Origin of the sequence: Bacteroides sp. OF03-11BH (assembly GCF_003604005.1) — a bacterium.
Classification (GTDB): domain Bacteria; phylum Bacteroidota; class Bacteroidia; order Bacteroidales; family Bacteroidaceae; genus Bacteroides; species Bacteroides ovatus.
In genome coordinates this window covers 207364-230250 of sequence record NZ_QTMW01000002.1, presented here as the reverse complement: position 1 = coordinate 230250, position 22887 = coordinate 207364, and the positions used below count along the sequence as shown (strand labels likewise).

At 43.3% G+C, this 22887-nt stretch carries 12 protein-coding genes; 7 read left to right on the top strand and 5 right to left on the bottom strand.

All coding sequences use genetic code 11. The features are described 5' to 3' along the window. Nucleotides 1-352: 352 nt before the first annotated feature. Genes DXA54_RS02590 through DXA54_RS02575 form a run of 4 tightly spaced genes read right to left on the bottom strand, consistent with a single transcriptional unit; the run spans nucleotide 353 to nucleotide 6354 of the window. Nucleotides 353-1798, bottom strand: a complete 1446-nt coding sequence (locus DXA54_RS02590; RefSeq protein ID WP_081104627.1) for a glycoside hydrolase family 125 protein — start codon at nucleotides 1796-1798, stop codon at nucleotides 353-355. A 59-nt stretch (nucleotides 1799-1857) separates the two neighbouring features. Next, nucleotides 1858-3015 (bottom strand): glycoside hydrolase family 76 protein, encoded by a 1158-nt coding sequence (locus DXA54_RS02585; RefSeq protein WP_120078920.1) that lies wholly within the window; start codon nucleotides 3013-3015, stop codon nucleotides 1858-1860. Nucleotides 3016-3067: 52 nt separating this feature from the next. After that, entirely contained in the window at nucleotides 3068-4018 is a 951-nt protein-coding gene (locus DXA54_RS02580; RefSeq protein WP_008645241.1) for an endonuclease/exonuclease/phosphatase family protein, read from the bottom strand. A 53-nt stretch (nucleotides 4019-4071) separates the two neighbouring features. Then, nucleotides 4072-6354: a GH92 family glycosyl hydrolase gene (locus DXA54_RS02575; protein WP_120078919.1), complete on the bottom strand. Its 2283-nt coding sequence runs from the start codon at nucleotides 6352-6354 to the stop codon at nucleotides 4072-4074. A 210-nt stretch (nucleotides 6355-6564) separates the two neighbouring features. Between DXA54_RS02575 and DXA54_RS02565 the strand changes: the two genes are divergently transcribed. The 7 genes from DXA54_RS02565 to DXA54_RS02535 all read left to right on the top strand — a co-directional run bounded on the left by DXA54_RS02565 (nucleotide 6565) and on the right by DXA54_RS02535 (nucleotide 22271). Continuing rightward, nucleotides 6565-10605, top strand: coding sequence for a response regulator (locus tag DXA54_RS02565; protein WP_120078918.1), 4041 nt, complete (start codon nucleotides 6565-6567; stop codon nucleotides 10603-10605). A 188-nt stretch (nucleotides 10606-10793) separates the two neighbouring features. Beyond that, the gene (locus DXA54_RS02560) at nucleotides 10794-12767 is read left to right on the top strand and encodes a LamG-like jellyroll fold domain-containing protein (RefSeq protein ID WP_120078917.1); all 1974 of its coding nucleotides are present in this window, start codon (nucleotides 10794-10796) and stop codon (nucleotides 12765-12767) included. Nucleotides 12768-12785: 18 nt separating this feature from the next. Next, nucleotides 12786-14033, top strand: coding sequence for a SusE domain-containing protein (locus DXA54_RS02555; protein ID WP_004299915.1), 1248 nt, complete (start codon nucleotides 12786-12788; stop codon nucleotides 14031-14033). Between the two features lie 14 nt (nucleotides 14034-14047). Next, nucleotides 14048-15439, top strand: coding sequence for a glycoside hydrolase family 76 protein (locus DXA54_RS02550; RefSeq protein ID WP_004299916.1), 1392 nt, complete (start codon nucleotides 14048-14050; stop codon nucleotides 15437-15439). Between the two features lie 36 nt (nucleotides 15440-15475). Then, the gene (locus tag DXA54_RS02545; protein ID WP_004299917.1) at nucleotides 15476-18721 is read left to right on the top strand and encodes a SusC/RagA family TonB-linked outer membrane protein; all 3246 of its coding nucleotides are present in this window, start codon (nucleotides 15476-15478) and stop codon (nucleotides 18719-18721) included. Nucleotides 18722-18734: 13 nt separating this feature from the next. Further along, nucleotides 18735-20663: a RagB/SusD family nutrient uptake outer membrane protein gene (locus DXA54_RS02540; protein ID WP_004299918.1), complete on the top strand. Its 1929-nt coding sequence runs from the start codon at nucleotides 18735-18737 to the stop codon at nucleotides 20661-20663. Between the two features lie 36 nt (nucleotides 20664-20699). Beyond that, nucleotides 20700-22271, top strand: a complete 1572-nt coding sequence (locus tag DXA54_RS02535; RefSeq protein ID WP_022276192.1) for a LamG domain-containing protein — start codon at nucleotides 20700-20702, stop codon at nucleotides 22269-22271. Nucleotides 22272-22390: 119 nt separating this feature from the next. On the opposite strand, the gene DXA54_RS02530 is transcribed toward DXA54_RS02535, so the two are convergent. Then, entirely contained in the window at nucleotides 22391-22657 is a 267-nt protein-coding gene (locus DXA54_RS02530) for a hypothetical protein (RefSeq protein ID WP_004299920.1), read from the bottom strand. Between the last annotated feature and the right edge of the window lie 230 nt (nucleotides 22658-22887).

Below are 22887 nucleotides of genomic sequence, written 5' to 3'. Positions count from 1 at the left end.
CAAGGTGACGACAACTTTGCTGTCACCTTGTTGAAAGTAAGGATTTTATTGCTTCTCTGCTATGTGGGCACTTATTTTTCTATCCGGAGCGGTATTCAAGGATTATCAGACTATTACGGAAGAGAGAGTTTCAGTACTTGAAACTAAAAGTTCTATTGCTTGAAACTTTTGTTTCGTCAGCGGGAAACTTTAGTTTCATCGGTGAGAAACTCTAGTTTCTCTTACTTGAAACTGTGGTTTCAAAGGCCTGAAACTAAAGTTCTTCAACCTTGAAACTACTTTGGAAGCGTAAGCTTCAAGGTTAGAAACAGTTATCTCATAAGCGGGAATACAATAAAAACATAATAGAAGACTATTGGATACTATTCAGCAAGTCTACCTTTCCTTCATTCACGAGTTTTAGGATTAGTTCTCCGAACAGCGTATTTTGCCATGCAAACCAGGAACGAGTAAAGTTTTTCGGGTCGTTCTTGTGGAAAGATTCATGCATGAACCCTGTTCCGGCATCCGTATCCATCAGTATTTTGATACAGGTCTTGATTTCTGCGTCGTTTTGACTGGTGAATGCTTTCATCATAATACTCATGGGCCAAATCATATCATATCCGATGTGCGGACCGCCAATTCCTTCGCCGGCAGTACCTTTGAAGAAGTAAGGATTATCTTCGCTCCATACAAACTTACGGGTATTCTGATAAATAGGATCGTTCACTTTCACATCCCCAAGATAAGGCAGGGCAATGAGACTCGGCACATTGGCATCATCCATTAACAGTTGATTGCCGAAACCGTCCACTTCGAAAGCATAGATTTTGCCATATTTCGGATGATTGTAAACCGCATACTGTTTCAGGGCTGCTTCCACTTCGTTAGACAGTGTAGTACATTCTTTAGCTAAATCAGGTTTCTTGTTGACCGTATTCAGAATTTCGGCAGCTTTGCGCAATGAAGTTACAGCAAAGAAGTTGGACGGAACGAGGAACTGGAAAGTTGTAGCATCATCCGAAGGACGGAAAGCAGAAGCAATCAGTCCGACCGGCTTTACAGGATTACCCCAGCCGTCGTTGGTCATCGTATCGAGTGCACGTTCCGTTTTACGTTGGAAACGATAAGGACCTTTCGGATCTTCTTTTCGTTGCTGTTCCTTAAACGTTTTCAGAACCTTCGCGATGGCTGTAAGCCATTCGTCGGAGAATATACTGGCATCTCCCGTCGTCTTCCAGTAATGATAAGCAAGACGGATAGGATAGCAGAGCGAGTCGATTTCCCATTTGCGTTCGTGCAGTTCGGGCTTCATGTCCGTAAGGTCGCTCATCCATTCGCCGCCTTCGGAATTCATGTTGAAAGCATTGGCATACGGGTCGATATTGATACACTTGAACTGACGTTTGATAACGCCGGCCAGCATCTTTTTCAGTTCCGCGTCTTTGTTGGCGAGTTGTACGTAAGGCCATACTTGTGCACCCGAATCGCGCAACCACATGGCGTGGATGTCGCCTGTATAAACAAACGTATCGTCTTTGCCGTCAAAATGAACAGTAGTATCCAGGGTGTTCGGGAAACAGTTTTCGAACATCCATGCCAAGCGGGCATTCGTCAGCAGTTGCTTGATATGCGCAATCTGTTGTTCCACAGCTTGCGAGACAAACAGACGTTTCGATGCTTCCGGACGGTTCGTCTGATAGTTGTTGATTTTGGTATTATCTTGTTGGATGACAAAATCACTGTTCGTTATAGCCTGCATATTGCTAGCACCAAAGAGTGCTATGGACAAACAAAAGGCTTTAGTTATATTCATGGTAATAGTCTTTTTTTGTTGATTAGTATTGATTATGAAAGTGTTGCGGAGAAGAAGTGTTAAATCTCTGCAAAGAATTCAATAAGACAGGCATTGTCGAGCAGCCATTTATACTGCTCCTTGTTATGTCCCGACCAATCCCTGCCTAATAATCCGTTTTCATCCCGGTAGTTTTCCCAGGCGTGAAGCGCATTTTCCACCATCGCATTGACATACGCCGGATTCTTGTCAATCTTATACAGAGCTTTCAGTCCTCTGAATAAGATCACGTTAAACCAGGCCATGTCTTTATGTACTTTGACAGTCGGGTCTTTCTTGTCGGCTTTTGTGCGGAAAAAGGCATCTGTTCCTGCGGCTGTTTGCCGTGCATCGCGCAAATACTGTTCATCTCCTGTTTCCTCATAGAGTAATACACCCGCCTGAATCATCTGTCCACTGTTGTAGGCGTACTTCTCTTTGGAAACTTTCCCTTTCAGGTTGATGTTATCCCAGTAAAGATGGTCGGTAGGGTCGCATAGATGCTTTTTCGTCCAGGCATACGTCTCTTTTGCTTTTTCGAGGTATTTGGCATCCTTCGTCAGCCGGTACAACTTGACGCCGAGCACAGTAGACGGTGCATTGGAACAAGTATGTTTCGCTTCCTTCTGCTGTTCACACCAAAAGATGCCACCATCTATCTCGTCGCTCCATCCACTGTAGATATATTGATACAATGCAACGGCTTTTTCCAAAGATGTGGGTTTGTGAGTCAGTTGGTAATAATCGCAGTAATCCAGTGCAATCCAGATGTTATCGTCATAATAACGTCCGTGCTGCCCGTACTTGGTGGGGTATGACTGATAACAGGCCGGCAGGCGGCTGTTATCCCAATACTGTTCCACCCCCGGTAGAATTTTTTTCTCGAGAATCTTTTTGTACTTCTTGTTTTCGGTCGCTTTGTATAAAGCCACACAACCCGACATCATTCCGGAATACGGCCATAGAAAAGAAGCCTTCAGCGTTCCGTTCTGCTGCGTTCCGCCCGCCAGATAAGTAATTTTTTGGTCGGGATTGACAGGATACGTTTCTGCTAGTAGTCCGTCATTCGTCTGATAGAGATTCAATACATTAGATAGAATCGAGTCGGCAATAGAAAGATAACGGGTATTTCCCGGTGTCTTTCCCACTGCGGAGGTAAGGCAAAATAACATACAGGCTACAAAACATATATTTCTCATAGGAATATCGGGTTGTGTGGTGAAACTTTCAGGTTATAACTAGATACAAAGATTATTTCTGCTGACGCTGTTCGAACTCCAGTTCCACCTTTACGGGGAAATGGTCTGAAGGAGTGCGCGCCTGATAAGTCTTGATGTCGATTTCTTCCGGGCAATCGTTCGCCTGCTTCTTTTCTCCCTTGCCTACGATGCTGCGGTAAGTATCCGTCAGCACACCATATTTTTTCACATGGAAAGACGGAGAAACGAATACATGGTCGATACGGCTTTCCGTAAAGCTGTTCGGGTCGAAGTCGTTGAACGTGCCGTTGATAGCATAGCGGAAGCCGGCCTTCTCGTAAGAGTCGCATAACACCCCTTTGCTCACAAAAGCATCATAAGACTGGTGGGTCTGGTCGACATTGAAGTCTCCCGTCAGGATGGCCGGAAGCTCTTTGCCTTTGCCAAGTTCTTTCATCTTGTCCTGTACGAGGAACGCACTTTCCACGCGTGCCTTCTTGCCGATATGGTCCATGTGCAGGTTGAAGAAAAGGAATTCGAAGCCGGTATCCTTGCATTTGAAGTGTCCCCAACTGCAAATACGCGGCAACACGGCATCCCATCCTTTGCTCGGCACGTCGGGAGTTTCCGATAACCAGAAATCACCTTTCTCTATCACATCAAACTTGTCTGTGCGATAGAAAATAGCAGAATGTTCACCTTTCTCTTTGCCGTCGTCGCGGCCTACACCGATATAATCATAACTAGGTAATGCTTCTTTCATATCTTTCAGTTGATGAATAAAGCACTCCTGCGTGCCGAAAATATCGAAATCGTGGTATTGCACTATTTGGGCAATGACCGGGTAACGTTGTCCCCAACCGTTTCCGTTGATTGAATCGCCACCGTTGGCGTTTCTCAAATTGTAGGAGGCAACGGTGATAGAAGTAGGCTGATAGTTACTTTGGCAACCGCAAAAGACGATCGCAACAAGGGCAATTAGTAAAAGGCTTTTCAGTTTCATGTTTTTATAGTTTGTTTGGTAGATAATTCATTGATCTCCAAAAGTACAATATTTTATTCAAACGAAAGAGAGTAAGGTACATCTTTTTCTGTGGTTCCCCGTTGTTTATTGGGCACGGGGCTCATTTGAAATTGAATATTAGCACCTTTAATCAGCTGGTCATGTGTAAGGAAATTGCGGGTTTGTGATTTCCCGTTTACTTTCATTTCCTTGATGTAGCGGTTGTCAAGCTGGTTGTTATCTGCCTTGATCGTGATGGTCTTTCCGTTCTCCAGATGTAACTTCGCCGATTTGAAGAGCGGGGTTCCTATGATATATTCATCCGTTCCCGGGCAAACCGGATAGAAACCGAGTGCGGAGAATACATACCAGGCGGAAGTCTGTCCGTTGTCTTCGTCACCACAATAACCGTCGGGACGGGCGGTATATAGTTTGTTCATAATCTCACGTATCCAGTATTGAGCTTTCCAGGGCTCGCTTGAATAGTTGTAGAGATATACCATGTGCTGAATAGGCTGGTTGCCGTGCGCATATTGCCCCATGTTCATTACTTGCATTTCACGCATTTCGTGAATCATGCCGCGGCTTTCCATTCCCAGTTTACCCGGGATGACAAAGACGGAATCCATCATCGCGTTGAATTCTTTCTTGCCTCCCATCAGGTTGATAAGTCCTTGCGGGTCGTGGAATACGCAGAAGCTCCAGTGCCAGCTATTCCCTTCGCAAAATTCACCACTCCAATCCACTGCATCGAAATTCGGATTGAATACGCCTTTGTTATCTTTGCCAACCATCAGTTTGCGTTCCGGGTGATAGACATTTTTGTAGTTCAGCGCGTGTTTCTTATAAATGTCGATTTCGCTCTCCGGTTTACCGAGTTTCTTGCCTAATGTATAAATTGCCCAGTCGTTATATGCATACTCCAGTGTACGTGCAACGTTTTGTCCTATGCCGATATTGTTGGCAACATATCCTAGTTGGTTGTAAGATTCGTAACCGAGACGACCTGAAGCAGTCCCGCGAAGATGTGCATTTGCTCCATGTTTCAATGCTTCCCAAAGAGTTTCGATATCATATCCGCGCAATCCTTTGATGTAAGCGTCGGCCACTACGGAAGCCGAGTTGTTGCCTACCATACAATCCCGATGTCCCGGGCTGGCCCATTCCGGCAGGAAACCGCTCTCTTTGTAAGCGTTTACCAAACCTTCCTGCATCTTCAGGTTCATCGACGGATACATCAGGTTGAGGAAAGGAAACAGACAACGGAACGTGTCCCAAAAACCGGTGTCGGTAAACATATAGCCGGGACGCACTTCACCGTTATAGGGGCTGTAATGCATGATTTCTCCTTTAGCGTCTATCTCGTAAAAGCTACGTGGGAAAAGCATGGAGCGGTACAGGCAGGAATAAAAGGTGCGCAGGTTATCAATGTTATCGTCTTCCACCTCTATCTTACTCATTTCACGGTTCCACACGTCTCTTCCGTTCGTTACCAATTGGTCGAAACTGTTTTTGCCAAGCTCTTTGAGATTCAACTCCGCCTGTTCGGGGCTGATAAAGGAGGAAGCAACACGTGCGTGTACGATTTCTCCCTTTTTCGTGGCGAATCCGATCACGGCCCCTGTGTGGTTTCCTTTTGCTTCTGTTTCATTCGGAAGAATGTTGTTTTCGAAAACTGTGGAAACGAATGTGAACGGTTTGTCGAATTGAATCACGAAATAGTTTTTGAAGTTTTCCGGCACACCGCCGCTATTCTTGGTTGAATAGCCGATAATCTTGTTTTCTTCCGGAATCACTTTCACATAAGAACCTTTGTCGAAAGCGTCTACAATCACGTAGGCATTCTTTGTCTCCGGATACGTGAAACGGAACATGACGGCACGCTCCGTAGGAGCAAGCTCGGTTGTTACATCATGGTCGGCGAGGTATACCTTATAATAATAAGGTTTGGCAACTTCCGCTTTGTGAGAGAACCAACTGGCACGTCGGTCTTGATCGAATACCAGTCCGCCTGTGATAGGCATGATGGCGAACTGCCCGTAGTCGTTCATCCAGGGACTGGGCTGATGTGTTTGTTTGAATCCCCGGATTTTGTCGGCATCATACGTGTACGCCCAACCGTCTCCCATTTTACCGGTCTGCGGTGTCCAGAAATTCATTCCCCACGGCAATGCCGTAGCCGGATACGTGTTTCCGGTAGACAGTTCAAACTTGGATTGAGTGCCTATCAGTGTGCTGACATAGTCTACAGGATTCTTAACGGCAGAAGATTGCAGGCTGTACAACACGGCACCTCCAAGAAATAGCAAGTGTTTAAATGAAAAATGTGTTTTCATGAACAAATGAATTTATAGATTTGAAAATAATTTCTACGACGAAAATAGGGAGAAAAGGAATGTGCTTCTAGTAATAGAGGGGCTAAATCGCCTCTTGTCGCTGAAATTAACTACTCTGGCACGGAGCTTTACTTATATTCCGGCCAAAAAAAAGCTCGGAATGTTTTTTTGTTTACCTTTGTCATATAGCAAATCTAAGAATAATACACTATGGGAAAACAGTCGGTTTTTATTCTATTCTTTTTTCTTAATCTGTTGATACATAACGCTTATGCTTATAATTTGAAGCAAGTTGCAGATAAAGAGTATATGTCTAATAGTTCGATTACATCTCTGTGCCAGGATGAGCGTGGATTGATGTGGATCGGGACCTGCGACGGACTGAATATTTATGATGGACAGGAGATTGAGGAATTTAAGACTCGTGACAAGGAGGATTACTTATCTGGTAATCTGATTGACAATATTGTGTATACGGGCGAAGATATTTACTGGATTCAAACCTACTATGGGCTGAACCGTTTGAACCGGAAAACCAATACAATCACTCACTATAATGAATTTCAGAAACTCTTCTTTATGAATAAAGATAGTCATGGTAATCTGTTCATTATCCAGGATAGTAACTGCATTTATTATTATCATAAAAAAGAAGGAGTCTTCAAGAAAATCAATATCACGGGAATCCCGATTTCCGATATCGTAAACTTCTTTATCGACGGTAACAACCGGATGTGGGTAGTCATGAAAGGATATAACCGCTGTTATGATATACAGCAGGAAGCCGCATCGGGAGATATCACCCTGTTACCCCAGAAAACGAACCTGATTTATCAGACTTCCTTGATTTATTGTTTCAATGACGAGCAATCTCTTTATTACATAGACAAGGAATTTAATTTCTATGCTTTCCATATTCCGACCCAGAAGAATGAGTTTATTGCCAATCTAGGTAAAGAAATACAGGAACGTGGTAAAATTTCTTCCATCGTTCATTATCATAACAGCTATTTTGTGGGCTTTTTGATGGATGGTATTCTGCTGTTGGAGAAACAGAAGGAGACGAATCATTATCAAATTCAGTCGTTACCTATCAACAGCGGTGTATTCTGTCTCAAGAAAGACCGTTTTCAGGATGTTGTTTGGATTGGTACCGACGGGCAGGGTGTTTATCTTTATTCGAACCCGCTTTATTCTATCAAATCAATGGTGCTTAGCAATTATACCGAGAAAATAGAACGCCCCGTGCGTGCCATCTATCTTGATGATGAACGTACTTTCTGGGTGGGAACCAAAGGAAACGGAATTCTTAAAATCTATGATTACGAATTCGATAAAAACATCTCCGACTGTCGGGCGGAGGTGTTGACTACCTCTAATAGTGCTTTGAGTAGTAATGCCGTTTATTGTTTTGCCAAGAGCCACCGGAATTTGCTTTGGATAGGAGACGAAGAAGGATTAACTTATTATTCATATCGGGAAAAACGTATCAAGAGTATACCAATACGGATCGGTAACGAAGATTTCAAATACATCCATGACATTTACGAAACAGCAGATTCCGAACTGTGGCTGGCGAGTGTCGGCATGGGAGTGGTGAAAGCTCGTATTGCCGGAACACCGGACAATCCGGTGATTGTGGATGCGCAACGTTACATCATCAATGACGGCGAACTGGGATCGAACTATTTCTTTACTATTTATGCGGAGAATGAAGCCAACCTGTTGTTTGGCAATAAAGGATATGGGGTATTCCGCTATAACGAAACGACGAATGGCCTGGAACCGGTGTCTACTCACAAATACGAAAACATGACCCTGAATAATATTCTCGCTATCAGTAAAGACAGCAGCAATAACTATCTTTTCGGAACGAGCTACGGATTGATAAAGTACACATCGGAAACCTCTTATCAGCTCTTCAATGCCAAGAATGGTTTCCTGAATAATACCATTCATGCAATTCTTAGAAACTCGTCCGACGACTTCTGGTTGAGCACCAATCTTGGATTAATCAATTTCGATACGAAAAGGAATGTCTTTCGTTCATACGGTTTTGGAGATGGTTTAAAGGTGGTAGAGTTTAGTGACGGAGCCGCTTTTCGGGATTCCCAGACTGGTACTCTGTTCTTTGGCGGAATCAATGGAGTCGTAGCTATCCGGGCGGATGGCCGTCCGGAGCAGCTTTATATGCCTCCTGTTTATTTTGATAAGCTGTCTATCTTCGGTGAACAATACAATCTGGGCGAATTTCTCACCCGGAAAAAAGAAACTGAAGTCTTGAATTTGCAGTATGACCAGAATTTCTTTTCTGTTTCATTTGCCTCTGTGGATTATCTGAATGGTAATAACTGTACCTATTTTTATAAACTGAAAGGATTGAGTGACCAATGGGTAAACAATGGTTCGGAAAGCGGAGTCTCTTTTACGAATATGGCTCCCGGCGAATATACCTTACTGGTGAAATATTACAATAGTGTCTTTGATAAAGAGAGTGATGTCTATTCTCTGGTGATTCGTATAGGTGATCCGTGGTATGCTTCCTGGTGGGCTTATTTGATTTATGCCCTGTGTCTGCTTTTACTGGCAGCCTTGCTGATACGTTCCTTTATCCTGCGCTCCAAACGTAAAAAGCAGGAATTGCTGAACGAGATAGAGAAACGCCATCAAAAGAATGTCTTTGAGTCCAAACTTCGTTTCTTTACTAATATCGCACATGAATTTTGTACTCCGCTGACTTTGATTTATGGTCCTTGCGGACGAATCCTTTCATCGAAGGGACTTAGTAAATTTGTCGTGGACTACGTACAGATGATTCAGACGAATGCGGAGCGTCTCAACAACCTGATTCATGAGTTGATCGAATTCCGTCGGATTGAAACGGGAAACAGGGAAGTGCGGGTTGAGTCATTGAATGTGTCTTCCATTGTGAAAGGAATAGCCAAAACGTTTGTTGAAATGGCTAAATCCAGAAACATCACTTTCTTGAGCAAGATACCCGAGCAGGTGATGTGGAACTCGGACAAAGGATTCCTGAATACAATTATTATTAATCTGATTTCTAATGCCTTTAAATATACTCCCGACGGACAGAGTATCAAGATTGAAGTGGATACGAGCCGGGAAAATATGCTGGCTCTTCGTGTAGCAAATGAAGGAAGTACCATCAAGGAAAAGGATTTTCAGTATATTTTTAATCGGTATGCCATTTTGGATAATTTCGAGAATCAGGATGAAAAGAACTTTTCACGGAACGGACTGGGGCTAGCCATCTCTTATAATATGGCAAAGTTGCTGAATGGTACGTTGAAAGTGGAAAATACTCCTGACGGATGGGTGATGTTTACACTAACCTTGCCGGTCGTGAAACTGACTACCGGAGTGTCGGAAACCAAGCGGCTCACAGCGGAATACATCCCTAAGATAGATACTCAATCGATACTGAAACTTCCCCAGTATGAGTTTGATAAGATGCGTCCTACGCTTTTGGTTGTCGATGATGAAATCGAAATGCTATGGTTTATTGGAGAAATCTTCTCGGCTGACTTCAATGTGGTAACCTTGCAAGATCCTGAACGGCTGGATCAGGTGATGAATGAGGTTTATCCGAATGTGATTATCTGTGATGTCATGATGCCGGGAATGGGCGGCATTGAACTGACCAGGCGGATCAAATCGGTGAAAGAGACAGCGCATATTCCTATTATTGTGGTTTCCGGACGGCACGAGATGGAACAACAGATGGAAGCTCTTTCTGCCGGTGCGGAAATGTATATCACGAAACCGTTTAGTGCGGAGTACCTTCGTATTTCTGTCTGTCAGGTGATGGAACGGAAAGAGGTGTTGAAGAATTATTTCAGTTCGCCGATCAGTTCTTTTGAAAAGTCGGACGGGAAGTTGACGCATAAAGAGTCGAAGAAGTTCCTTCAGTCGGTTTTGAAGATTATCAATGATAATATAACGAACAAAGATTTGACTCCACGTTATATCGCCGATCGGCTGGCAATCAGTCCCCGGAGTCTTTATCGGAAGATGGAAGAGATAGGAGAGGATAGCCCGACCGATCTGATTAAGGAATGTCGTTTGCACATAGCGAAAGATTTATTGCTGACCACTAAAAAGACGATTGATGAAATTGTATTCGATTCGGGATTCTCGAACAAAGTTACTTTCTTTAAGGTGTTCCGTGAAAAGTATGAGTGCACGCCAAAAGAGTTTCGGATGAAACATTTGGAAGAGGTTCAGCAGTAGCCTGTGGCGGGAATTTTTAAAGAAAAAGAAGAAGTAAATATCCGTGTTAATATAGTAAATATCCGTGCCAAAAGGTAAAAAAGGATAGTTAATTTTCTTTTGGTAGAGTTTAGTGATTTTATCTTTGTCTCATCGAAGTTTTTAAGTAGATAAACTTGAAAAGTATTAATTTATTAATCTTTAATCTAATGAAAAGGAAACTTAGTTTTTTATTTCTTTCAGCATTGACCATTCCATTTTTTATGGTATCGTGCAGTGATGATAAAGAAGAACAGGAAGTGAAACCGGCAACAGATCTGGTTGTCGATAATAATTCGGTGACACTACTACAAGGAGACGAAATTACGGTGAGTATCACCTCCGGTAATGGCGATTATTATGTGAAGCCATTTGATGAAAACGTGGCGACGGCTACAATCAATGGTAATAAGGTGACTATTAAAGCTACCGAAAATAGCCAGTTGGAAGAAAATAACCGTACGGAAACCACTATATTAATAGTAGATGGACGTAAGAAAGTGGCTAGAGTGCTGGTTCGGGTAGCAAAACTCTGGGATTTGACGGTAGATGCACCGGAAGAAGGTTTTGACCTTTTTATCGGTGAAAAGAGACTGGTGAAGATTTTGACCGGTAACGGAGATTATCAGATTTCCATACCGGAAGGTGCTGATAAGTTTTTGGAAGTGGGTGAACTATCCGGACAAGTTATTCCGTTGACTGCCAAGTTCGAGACTGGAGCCGATCCGGTAAATATTACGATAACAGATAAGAAAGGTAAGACAATCACTATTCCTGTGGTAGTGAACATCGTGGATCTGACACTGAAAAGTAATGAAGCCACTTTTGCCGAACCGGATGCCGAATCTCAATATATCTCTATTGAGAGAGGTAATGGCGGATATAGTTTCACTTATCAGGTGGGAGACGGCGAGCCTACTACGGATGCAACGATTGTGGAAGCTACTGAAAAAGAGAACCTGATTACCTTGAAACCCAAAGCTAGAGGTGATGTGAAAGTGATTGTGACAGACCAGAAAGGTTCTGTGGAGGAGATTTCGGTGAAAGTGAATCCATATAACCTTAAACTGGAAAATGAAGCAACTTCTTTAATCATCGGTGGTTATGAGGCATCTACAGAAATAGCTATTACCAGAGGAAATGGTGATTATAAGTTGGCACAACTCACAGATGATAATAAAACCTATTTGAAAACCGCAGAATTGATTACGGAAGACGGGGCTACCAAGTTAAAACTAACAGGAAAGAAGCTCGGGAGTACCACACTGGAACTGTCTGATGCGGCAGGTCAGAAATTGACGTTACCAGTTTATGTGAATCCGGTATGTTATCGTATGGAATATGACGTATGCTTTAAAATTGATATTAAAAAGTATGCCGAATCACATTCAGAGGTGAAAAGTATGAATCAGCTTACTTTTGAGGTTGTGTTCTACCCGACTTATACTCGTTCTATGCAATCGTTTATAGGTTTGGAAAGTGTATTCCTGCTTCGTGCAGAAGCTAAGGATGTGAATCCGCGTTTTGAAATAGCCACTAAAATTAATGGTAAGAGTGATCCCCGTTTCCGTAGTCAGCAAACTATTTATTGCGATGATTCGGAAGGTGGACGTAAGACTCCGGGTAAATGGTATCATATAGCCATTGTATATGATGGAACGAAATCAAGTACTAAAGAGGCTTATAAAATGTATATAAACGGGGTGAGAGAAACGTTGACTCCTGCAGATAACTCTTATGAGGATTGTGCCCCTAATTCATCTCTCAATCTGACAGATGTAGGTGGAAATGATAAAGCACTGTTGATTGGACGTTCCGGAGATTCATATCGGGTAGGATATTGCAAAGTTTATCAGGCACGGATGTGGAAGAGAGCGTTGGACGAAAGTGAAATTAAAGCGAATATGTGCAAAATCCTTAATGCAGAAGAACACTCTGACTTGATGGGATATTGGGTATTCTCGAAAGGGGTCGGAGGTACTACAGTTTTTGAAAATTGGGGAAATGGCGGCAGCGGATTGGATGCGCAAGTTTGTTTGCAGAATATAAGCGAAAATAAACCTGCCTGGGGAGCGGAACTTCCTGCAACTTATAATGGAGATAAGAGCCGCTTTGAACCAATTGAATGTCCTCATTCATACTAAAACTAGGAATATAATAATATGAGAAACAATATGATAACAAAAAAACTAATCAAATTTGCCCTGCTGTTTTTTCTTATCGGACTGACGGCTTGTGACAATAAACTGAATCCGGGATTTGATCCGGATGATTATGAACCGATTGTTCCGCCTGAACCTGTTAGAACAATGGATGCAATGGCTAGTGGCGAGCGAGTAGTACTTTCGGGTGCTTCGTTGACGGATATTGTTCTGAAATGGACGCCTACCGAGAAACACGGAAATACAGTATATCGTTATGAAGTATTGATTGATACGATCGGGGGAGACTTTACCAAACCGGTAGAAACGATCTTTTCTGACAATAACGGTTTGGAATCACAGTTGACTTTAACCCATTATCAGGCAAACACAATAGGTAAACTGGCTAAATTCCGTTGCAATACTAACGGCACACTGCGTTGGAAGGTGCGTGCTTATTGCGGATTGGATCAGGCTCTTAGTAGTCTGGAAGGTTATTTCGTAATTTTTATGATGGACGGCATTGATGATATGCCTTCTGAAAACGAGCCGGTTTATATCACTGGCGTGGGTACGGAAGATGATGGTGATGAAGCGGAAGCACAACAAATGCTCCGTCAGAATGAAGGAATCTATCAGACTTTCACTCAATTGAAAGCCGACCAGCCATTTATATTTATGTCTACTGTAGAAGGTCGCAAATGCTATTATTATGTAGACGACAACGGAGTGTTACGTGAGCGTAATGATGGTGAAGACTATACAGTTACGGTTCCTCAATCAGGCATCTACCGGATTACCATCAATATGGGTGAACAAACGATCAGTTACGATGAAATAGGAGCTGTATATCTTTATAACCATTCGGGTGGGTATAGACAGGATTTCAACTATCTGGGATATGGCAAATGGGGTGTGAAGAATTATACTGCCCGGAAACAAACGGAAAGTTGGGCAGGAAGCGGTGAAACCCGTCATAGCTTTAAGATGGAAATCAACGGAACAACCTACCGTTGGGGACATAAGGAGAAAGATAAAGGGCAACCGAATCTGACTACCGACAACAGCTATTATAATTTATATCAACTGGCATTGGGCACAGATCCATGGGATTACAGTTTCCGTTTCTGCGACGAATTACTGCAATGGGGCGAAAAGCAGGGAAATGTCTATTATGCTACGGTGAAAACCGATGTAACCCTCTATTTCAATGCAGAGTTTGGAACGTACACCCACCGTTGGGTAGCTTCGGAAACGAATGAAGATTAAAACTGAATAATAATATGAAGAACTATATAGTATCATTATCAAAAAGAGCTTTGTTGTTAAGCGGTGCACTGGCAATATTTACAGCTTGTGACGACGGCGATCTGGGAGACATCTACAAAGGTAATTCATCCGGTGAATATGTGTCGGATGTGAACTGGACAGATGCAGCCGACAAAAGTACGGGAACTTATATCAAATATTTCTATGAGAATGCCAGCGGACGGGATACCTTTTGCGGAAGCATTTACTGGGAAAAACCGAATACACCGGAAACCGGAGAACCGGCAAGCACGGGCGGTAGCGGCGGATGGTCGCAGGGACATGCATTGGACATCGTGATCGATGCTTATATCCGTCACGCAAACAATCCCGAATATCAAGCTCATTTGTATGAAAACATCATGAAACCTTTCCTGCCGGCTTTTGATGACTGGAATGAACATTGCGGTTATGGTGGCAAAGACTTCTGGAATAACTTCTATGATGATATGGAATGGATGGCACTGTCTTGTCTGCGGGTTTATGAATTGACTGGCGATCAGGATTACTACAGTGCGTTGATGAAGATGTGGAACCATATCAAGGGAGCGAAGAATGACTATAAAGGGGTAGGAGGAATGGCATGGAAAACGGATGCGCCGGCTTCACGTATGTCTTGTTCCAATGGTCCCGGTTGCCTTCTGGCTATGAAATTGTATCAACTTACCGTTAAGGAGGCTAAAGATGGCTGGGAAGAGCAGGCTGCTTATTACCTGAACTTCGCCAAAGAGGTATACAACTGGATGACGGCTTATCTGTGTGATATTTCCACCGGACAGGTATATGATAATCTTAGTATTAAAGATGACGGAACACCGGGAGATCCTGATAAAGTAGCCTTGTCTTATAATCAGGGAACATTTATGGCGGCTGCCCTGGAGCTGTACAACGCTACCGGTGAGGATGAATATCTTCGTAATGCGGTTGCTTTCGGCTCTTACCAGGTGAATAAGAAGATGGATTCCAACTATCCGGTATTCAGTGGTGAAGGAAATTCGGGAGATAATCTTTTATTCCGTGGAATATTTGTCCGTTACTTCCTGGATATGGTGAAACAGCCGACTAACAGCCTTTATCCGGAAAAGACCAAGAATAAGTTTATCGCTGCATTGCGCAGCTGTTCTGATGTGCTTTGGACGTTGGCTCATCCCGAAGGCTATTATGTGTGGGAGTACGATTGGGCAAAAGCACCGACCTTCGGTAATCGTGACAACAGGGAAGATCGCCTGACAATTTCCTTGAATGCGGAAGTCCCGGGAGCAACAATGATTGAAATCCGTGCCCGTTATGAAGACTGGGTGCAAGGTAAAGCAACGGAAAAGGCCAACTGGGTCGGACCGGATTTCGGTAAGAAAGCAGAGGAATAAGATTGATTTATTACACATAGAAAATCGAAAAGAAAGATGATACATATAAAAAGAAATATTTGTCTGGTGGCTGTTTCTTGCACTCTTCTTGCAGGTATACCTTTGCAGGGTGTGGCGCAAACGGGAAGAACGGCAAAGGTGCAGGCCACACAAAGTAATAAAATAACAGTGTCGGGTACGGTATTGGACAAGACGACAAATGACCCGTTGATCGGTGTGTCTGTTGTCGTGAAAGGGGTGGCCAATGCAGGTACGATTACAGATATGGATGGTAAGTTTACATTGAAACTGCCTTATGCGGAAGCTCCGTTGGTGTTTTCTTACCTGGGTTACCAGCCGCAGGAAATTGTTCCCGGTGCAAAGAAGGAACTGACTGTCTTACTACAGGAAGATACGAAAGCCTTGCAGGAAGTGGTTGTGGTAGGTTATACCAAACAACGTAAAGAAACGATGATCGGTTCTGTTGCTACCATCACGACAAAAGATCTGACGCAAAGTCCTACTGCCAATATCAACAATGCGCTTGCCGGACGTCTGCCGGGGTTGATTGTAAACCAGTATGCGGGTGGTGAACCGGGTGTGGATCAAAGTGAATTGTTTATCCGTGGTAAGGCAACTTACGGTAACCAGAGTGCCATTGTCATTGTCGATGGAATCGAACGTGACATGAGTTACCTCGCACCGGATGAAATTGAAACATTCACTATCCTGAAAGATGCTTCGGCTACTGCCGCTTATGGTATCCGTGGTGCAAATGGTGTAATCGTTATTACTACCAAACGTGGTAAGGCAGCGGAAAAGGCAACCGTGAACCTGAAAGCCTCTATCGGTATTAACCAGCCGATCGGTTTCCCCGAATATTTAGGCTCTGCCGATTATGCAACTTTATATAATGAAGCCAGATTGAACGATGCCAAGATGACGGGCGCAGACATCAGCAGTTTGAACCTTTTCTCTCAACAGGCGATTGACAATTTCCGCCGTGCGAAAGGAGACAACTCCGATGGTTTGGGATATGACTGGGATTATTATGATTTTGCCTTCAAACCCGGTTTGCAGGAAGATGTCAGCCTCTCCATCCGTGGAGGTACGGACAAGGTACGTTATTATGTATTGGCCAATTACTTTTCACAAGGCGGTAACTACAAATATTCGAATGCCGGTGAATATGACTCGCAAACCAAGTTCACCCGTTACAACTTCCGTTCGAACATCGATATCAACATTAATCGTTATTTGAGTACCCGTTTGGATTTGGGGGCCCGTATTACCGACCGTAATGCACCGGGTACAACAGCCGGTCGCCTGATGACCATCTGTGCTACCCAGCCTCCATATCTGCCCATCCTGGTGGAAGAAAATGCGCATCCGCAGAATGAGGAATACATTCAGCAAAATCCTCGTGGAATGCTTTATGGTGACAATATCTACCGTTACAATCTTCTGGGTGAATTGAGCCGTACCGGTTATCTGAATGAAAAGAACACGTATCTGAATGGTAGTTTTGCCATGAATCTGGATATGGAATTTCTGACGAAAGGATTAAAAGCGGAAGTGATGTTCTCTTATGATGCTTCTGAAGGACGCTGGATTAATCGCAAACTGGATACTTACAAAGACGGTTATCGTGAATATCCGAAATATGCGACGTTTATGCCGATCGAAGGTTCGGATGCTTATATGGCAGGCGGACACTATACGGGTGCTTACAAAACGGGTAACAAATATGATATTGACCAGACTATTGGCAACGGATTCAGTCATAACGCTTCTGACGGACGTACTTATATACAGGCACGTTTGGATTACAACCGTTTGTTTAGCAACCGCCACGAAGTGACCGCCATGTTATTGGCAAACCGTGGTAACCGTACTGTTAACAATGAACTGGCTTATCATAGCCAGGGTATCACCGGACGCTTTGCTTATTATTATAATCAGAAGTATCTGATGGAATTTAACTTCGGTTACAATGGTTCCGAAAACTTCGCTCCGGGCAAACGTTACGGGTTCTTCCCAGCTGGTTCAATCGGTTGGGTAGTCTCTGAAGAGGAATTTATGAAAAAGGCTTCCTGGATTGACTTCCTGAAAGTAAGAGCCTCCTATGGTTTGGTAGGTAGTGACAATGTCAGCAGCCGTTTCCCATATCTGGCTTTCTACGGTGGTGGCAGTGGTTATGATTTCGGTAATAACTTTGGTACGAATGTAGGCGGTACTTCCGAAGGTAATCTGGCTAATGCGAATCTGACTTGGGAGAAAGCCCGTAAACTGAATGTCGGTATTGACTTTACTACCCTGAACCAACGTTTGGCATTGACGATAGATGCATTTTATGAATATCGTTTTGACATTATTACAGATATGAATAGTGACGGTATCATGGGATATCCGGATATTGTAGGTAAAGATGCAGCTTTACAGAATCTGGGTGAAGTAAGCAACCGCGGTGTGGATATCGAATTGAGCTGGAATGATAAGATTGGAAAGGATTTCCGTTACTATATTCGTCCGAACCTGACTTTCTCCCGCAACCGTTTGGAATATAAAGCGGAAGTTGCCCGCAAGAACTCCTGGCGTAAAGAAACCGGTAAACGTTTATACGAAAACTTCGTTTATGTGTTCGATCATTTTGTAGCCGATCAGGAAGAGGCTGACCGTTTGAACAAGATCGGTTATCAGCCGTGGGGACAATTAATTCCGGGAGATGTTGTTTATAAGGATTTGGATCGTAACGGAGTGATTGATGATGAAGACCGTACAGCAATGGGAAATCCGCGTAGTCCGGAACTGATGTTCGGTATTCCTTTCGGTTTCCAGTATAAGAACTTTGATTTTAGTGTATTATTGCAAGGTGCGACAAAATCATCTATTCTGTTGAATGGGGCTGCTGTATTTGACTTCCCGCAATTTGAACAAGATAAGATCGGACGTGTGAAGAAAATGCATCTGGACCGTTGGACACCGGAAACGGCTGCTACTGCCAAATATCCGGCATTGCATTATGGAACACATGATAACAACAAGAATGGAAACAGTAGTTTGTTTTTGTATGATGCTTCCTACCTGCGTCTTAAGAATGTGGAAATTGGTTACAATGTATCACCCAAATTATTACGTAAATTCCATGTGCAACAGGCACGTATCTATGTACAAGGTCTGAATCTGTTGACTTTTGATAAACTGGGTGATGTGGATATAGATCCGGAAACGAAATCCGGAGACGGAGCTTCCTGGTATCCTATTCAAAAGGTATTCAATTTTGGTATTGATATAACATTCTAAATAAGATAGAAATATGAAAAAGTTATATAGATTTTCAGCAATTGCTTTATTGGTCCTGCCGTTGGTCTTTACTTCATGTAGCGATTACCTGGATCGGGACGATGATGATAATATTACGGAAGCGGACGTTTTTGCCCGTTACGAAAAAGTGAACGGACTGGTTTCCGACGTATATGCGGCTGCAAAGAAAGCAGACCGTCCGCTGGTGTTCTTCGAGCACTTCAGCAACAGTGCCATTACGGACGAATGTGAAGGAACCAACGTAGAGGGAAACATTACGAATAACTTCAATAACGGTGCCTGGAACCCGAATTCTTTGCCCGGTAGTGTAGGGCAATATTGGGAAGCTCTTTATGAAGGAATCCGTAAAGCGAACCTGATTATAGAAAATGTACAGAAGTATAATACGCCCGACAACCCACAGCAGGATGGTGATCTTCGCAACCGTATCGGTGAGATGTATTTCATGCGTGGTTATTTCCACATGCTGTTATTGCGTATGTATGGCGAAGCTCCTTATATTGACCGTGTGATTAATGCCGGAGATAATATGGACTTCAAGAAAGAATCTGTTCATTCGATGGTTGAAAAGATTGTGACGGATGCGCAAACTGCTTATGGCATGGTTCCTAATAAATATGTGAAAACTTCCGAGAATTTTGGGCGTGTGGATAAGGGAGCCTGTCTGGGATTGATTTCTTTTGTTCGCTGGGTAGCGGCTACTCCGTTGTGGAACGGTGCTTCTCAATATGGATACAACTTGCGTCGTGTGTTTGAAAATGAGTATGCTTATGATGCTACTCGTTGGAGAAAAGCCAAAGAAGCGGCTAAAGCCGTTCTGGATTTCGAAGTCGGCGGAACCAAGCGTTATTCTCTCTATACGAAACATGATGCAAATGATTTCAAGGATCCGGCTGACGGTAATCTGAATGACAGCCGTGTATATGCTCGTTTGTGGGATATGTTTTATGATATGGATGCCTTTGCCAATGAGTATGTGTTCTTTATGACGAAGAGCAAGGATCAGGCATGGCAGGGTGATATTTATCCGCCCAGCCGTGAGGGAAGTTCGCGCCAGCAACCGGTACAGGAACAAGTGGATGAATACGAATATATCGTAGGTGATTATGGCTATCCGGTATATTCGGCAGAAGCCCGCAAAGGTGGCTATGATGATACTAATCCGTATGTGAAAGGTACTCGTGACCCGCGTTTCTATCGTGATGTAATTTATCACGGAGCTCCTTACCGTAATAATAAGAACGAGTCGAAAACGATCAATACGGCGAGTGGTTCCGATAAGATTGGTGCTACCAATGCAACTACTACCGGTTATTATTTACGTAAATTCCAACAGGAGTCATGGAACAAATCCGGTAACTTCAGTATCAATGCGCCCGCCATCTGGCGTCTTCCGGAGTTTATTTATATTTATGCAGAGGCTTGTAATGAATTGGGCGAGGATATCGATGAAGCTTATAAATTGGTGAATACGGTTCGTGAACGTTCTTTTATGAAACCGATGCCGCCGGAAGTAAAGACTAATCAACAGTTGATGCGTGAATACATTCAGCGCGAACGTCGCGTGGAACTTTTTTATGAAGGAAAACGTCCGTGGACTTGCCGCTTGTATCTGGAACCCACCAGTAAGGAAGAGCTAGCAAAGGAAAGCCTTTGGAAATCGAGCGGGAGTGACAATTCAAAACGTACACAGAAATACTGGGCTGCCAATAACGGTGCATTGCCCCGTTGCCAGCGAATGATTAACGGAATGCGTCCGGTGCAGGATGAGAATGGGGCCATTACGGTTGACGGTGTGAAATATAGAATGGAGCGTTTCTGCGTGGAAGAACGTACGTTCTCTATTCAGCATTATCTGTTCCCGATTCGCCAGAGTGAGTTGCAGAAGACACCGACCATTGAACAAAATCCCGGATGGTAAACCGGTAGGAATGTATAACTTTAAAAAGAAAATCAGATGAAACGAATCTATACATATATGTGTCTGTTGCTTTTGTCGGTATTATCGTTTGCCGTTACAGGTTGTGATGACGATGATGACGACGATGTGGCTAAAGACTTGATAGAGTTGATTGTGAACAAACCGGTAATACGTATCGGGCAGAATGAGGAAGCCAAAGTGAATGTAGTGGTTGGAAACGGAAACTATACCGTGAGAAGTTTCAACACTGCCATTGCAACGGCTACCGTTTCCGGCGAATTGATAACTGTAAAAAGTGGCTCACAGAATGGGGCCACTACCGTCGAAGTAATGGATGGAGAAGGAGTAGTTGCCAATATTTCTGTGAATGTAGGTGTATTTGAATTGGAAGTGAATGAACCGGAGGTGATCTTGGAAGTTGCCGGTGAAAAGCAACTGATTGTTAGCATGGGAAACTTTTCCAGCAATGATGAATTGTCTTATGAGGTGGAGGATGAAACGGTTGTCAGCATGGTTAATACAGATCAGTTCCGTCCTTTCTATACTTTGACAGGTTTGAAGAACGGACATACAACAGTGACTTTTACAGACCATAAAGGAAAACAGGCAGTGGTTCAGGTGACGGTAAATCCGATTTCTATCGATGTCTCCAACCTGACACCGAGAGTGGGAGTCAACAATAAGATCATGATTACGGTAGAAAAAGGGAACGGAGGTTATAGTCTGACAGCAGAGGATGAAGAGATTGTAGCTATTCAGCAGGTGGATGACACTCGTTTCAATTTAATAGGTAAAAAAGCGGGTATCACTACCGTGTTTGTCAGAGACGAAGCGGAACAGGAATTAAGTCTGACCGTTACGGTGGTACAGGCAGATAAAGTAGCGAACCTAGGTAGCGGTAATTACTTTAAAGTACCGTTTGAATATAATGGTACGGCAGATGAATCGCTAAAGAATTTGAGTACGATCACATTTGAGGCTCGTTTCAATATTGAGTCGTTGAATGGCAATGACAATGGAAATGCCCGGATTAATACGGTGATGGGTATAGAGAAGAAATTCCTGCTGCGTGTCGACGTGCATAAGGGAGGAAGCAATGATGAAGAACGTTTCCTTCAGCTTGCTGCAGATGATAAAGGTAGTATTCGCTATGAGGGCTCTACTAAGATAGAAACCAATAAGTGGTATGATGTGGCTGTGGTATTGGATAATAGTAAGAGCGGAAGCGAACGGATTGCATTGTATGTAAATGGTGTCAGAGAAACGCTTCAATTATCAAACGGTACGCCGGATGATTTGAAAGAGATCAATCTTACTTCTGATTTCTACATCGGCCAGTCTGATGGTAAACGCCGGTTGAACGGAGCTATCAGTTATGCCCGTATTTGGACAAAAGCCTTGTCGGATCAACAGATCTCCGAGCAGAGCGGCAAGTTGTTGAGTGAGGATAAGGATGGAATGGTAGCTAATTGGTTATTCAATAATGGAAATGGTAATACCAAGACATTTGTGTCCTTGGCAGGAAAGAGCTTCGAAGCAGAGGCGGCAAATATTGTTTCAAGTTGGAAAACAGATCCGATATTGGAAACAAGTACTCCTACAGAATAATTGTAAGAAGATAGGATAATAAAAAAGCCATCCCCGGAATAGACGAAAGTAGGGATGGCTTTTTTTGTAGTGTGCTTACTATTCTTCGGCAGACTATGTCCTGCATGTTGTTGGCAAGGTTATTCCTTGACAGGCTCAGCCGGTTTGTCTTTTGATGTAGTGTCTGTGACAACTGTATCATTGACATTGGCGGCGAGTGCAACCAGTGATGCCTTTGCAGGCGCGTCTTCTTTAGTTACAGTATCTTTTACTACTGTATCATTGACAACTGTTGCATTGATTTCTGTCGGGGCTGTCACAGCTTCTGCAGAACTCTGAGCCTTTACAAGGAATGAACCACCACAAACAAACATAAACATTGCTACTACTAATACTAATTTTTTCATAATCGTTTGCTTTAATGATTATTAGACATATGTTTTCAATTCTCTACCTTTGTGTTAAGGAATCGGTTATTGCTTTTCGCTAACGTTTAATTAAAGATCAAAGCGCGTGCCAAAATTAGATAATGTATGATAAGTGATTGATAAATAAGGGAATGAGGAAGATGATGCCAATTAGGATAGTGGGGAAGTATGTGTGGAGTGTGTGGAAACTGTGGCGGGGAGTGTGGAAT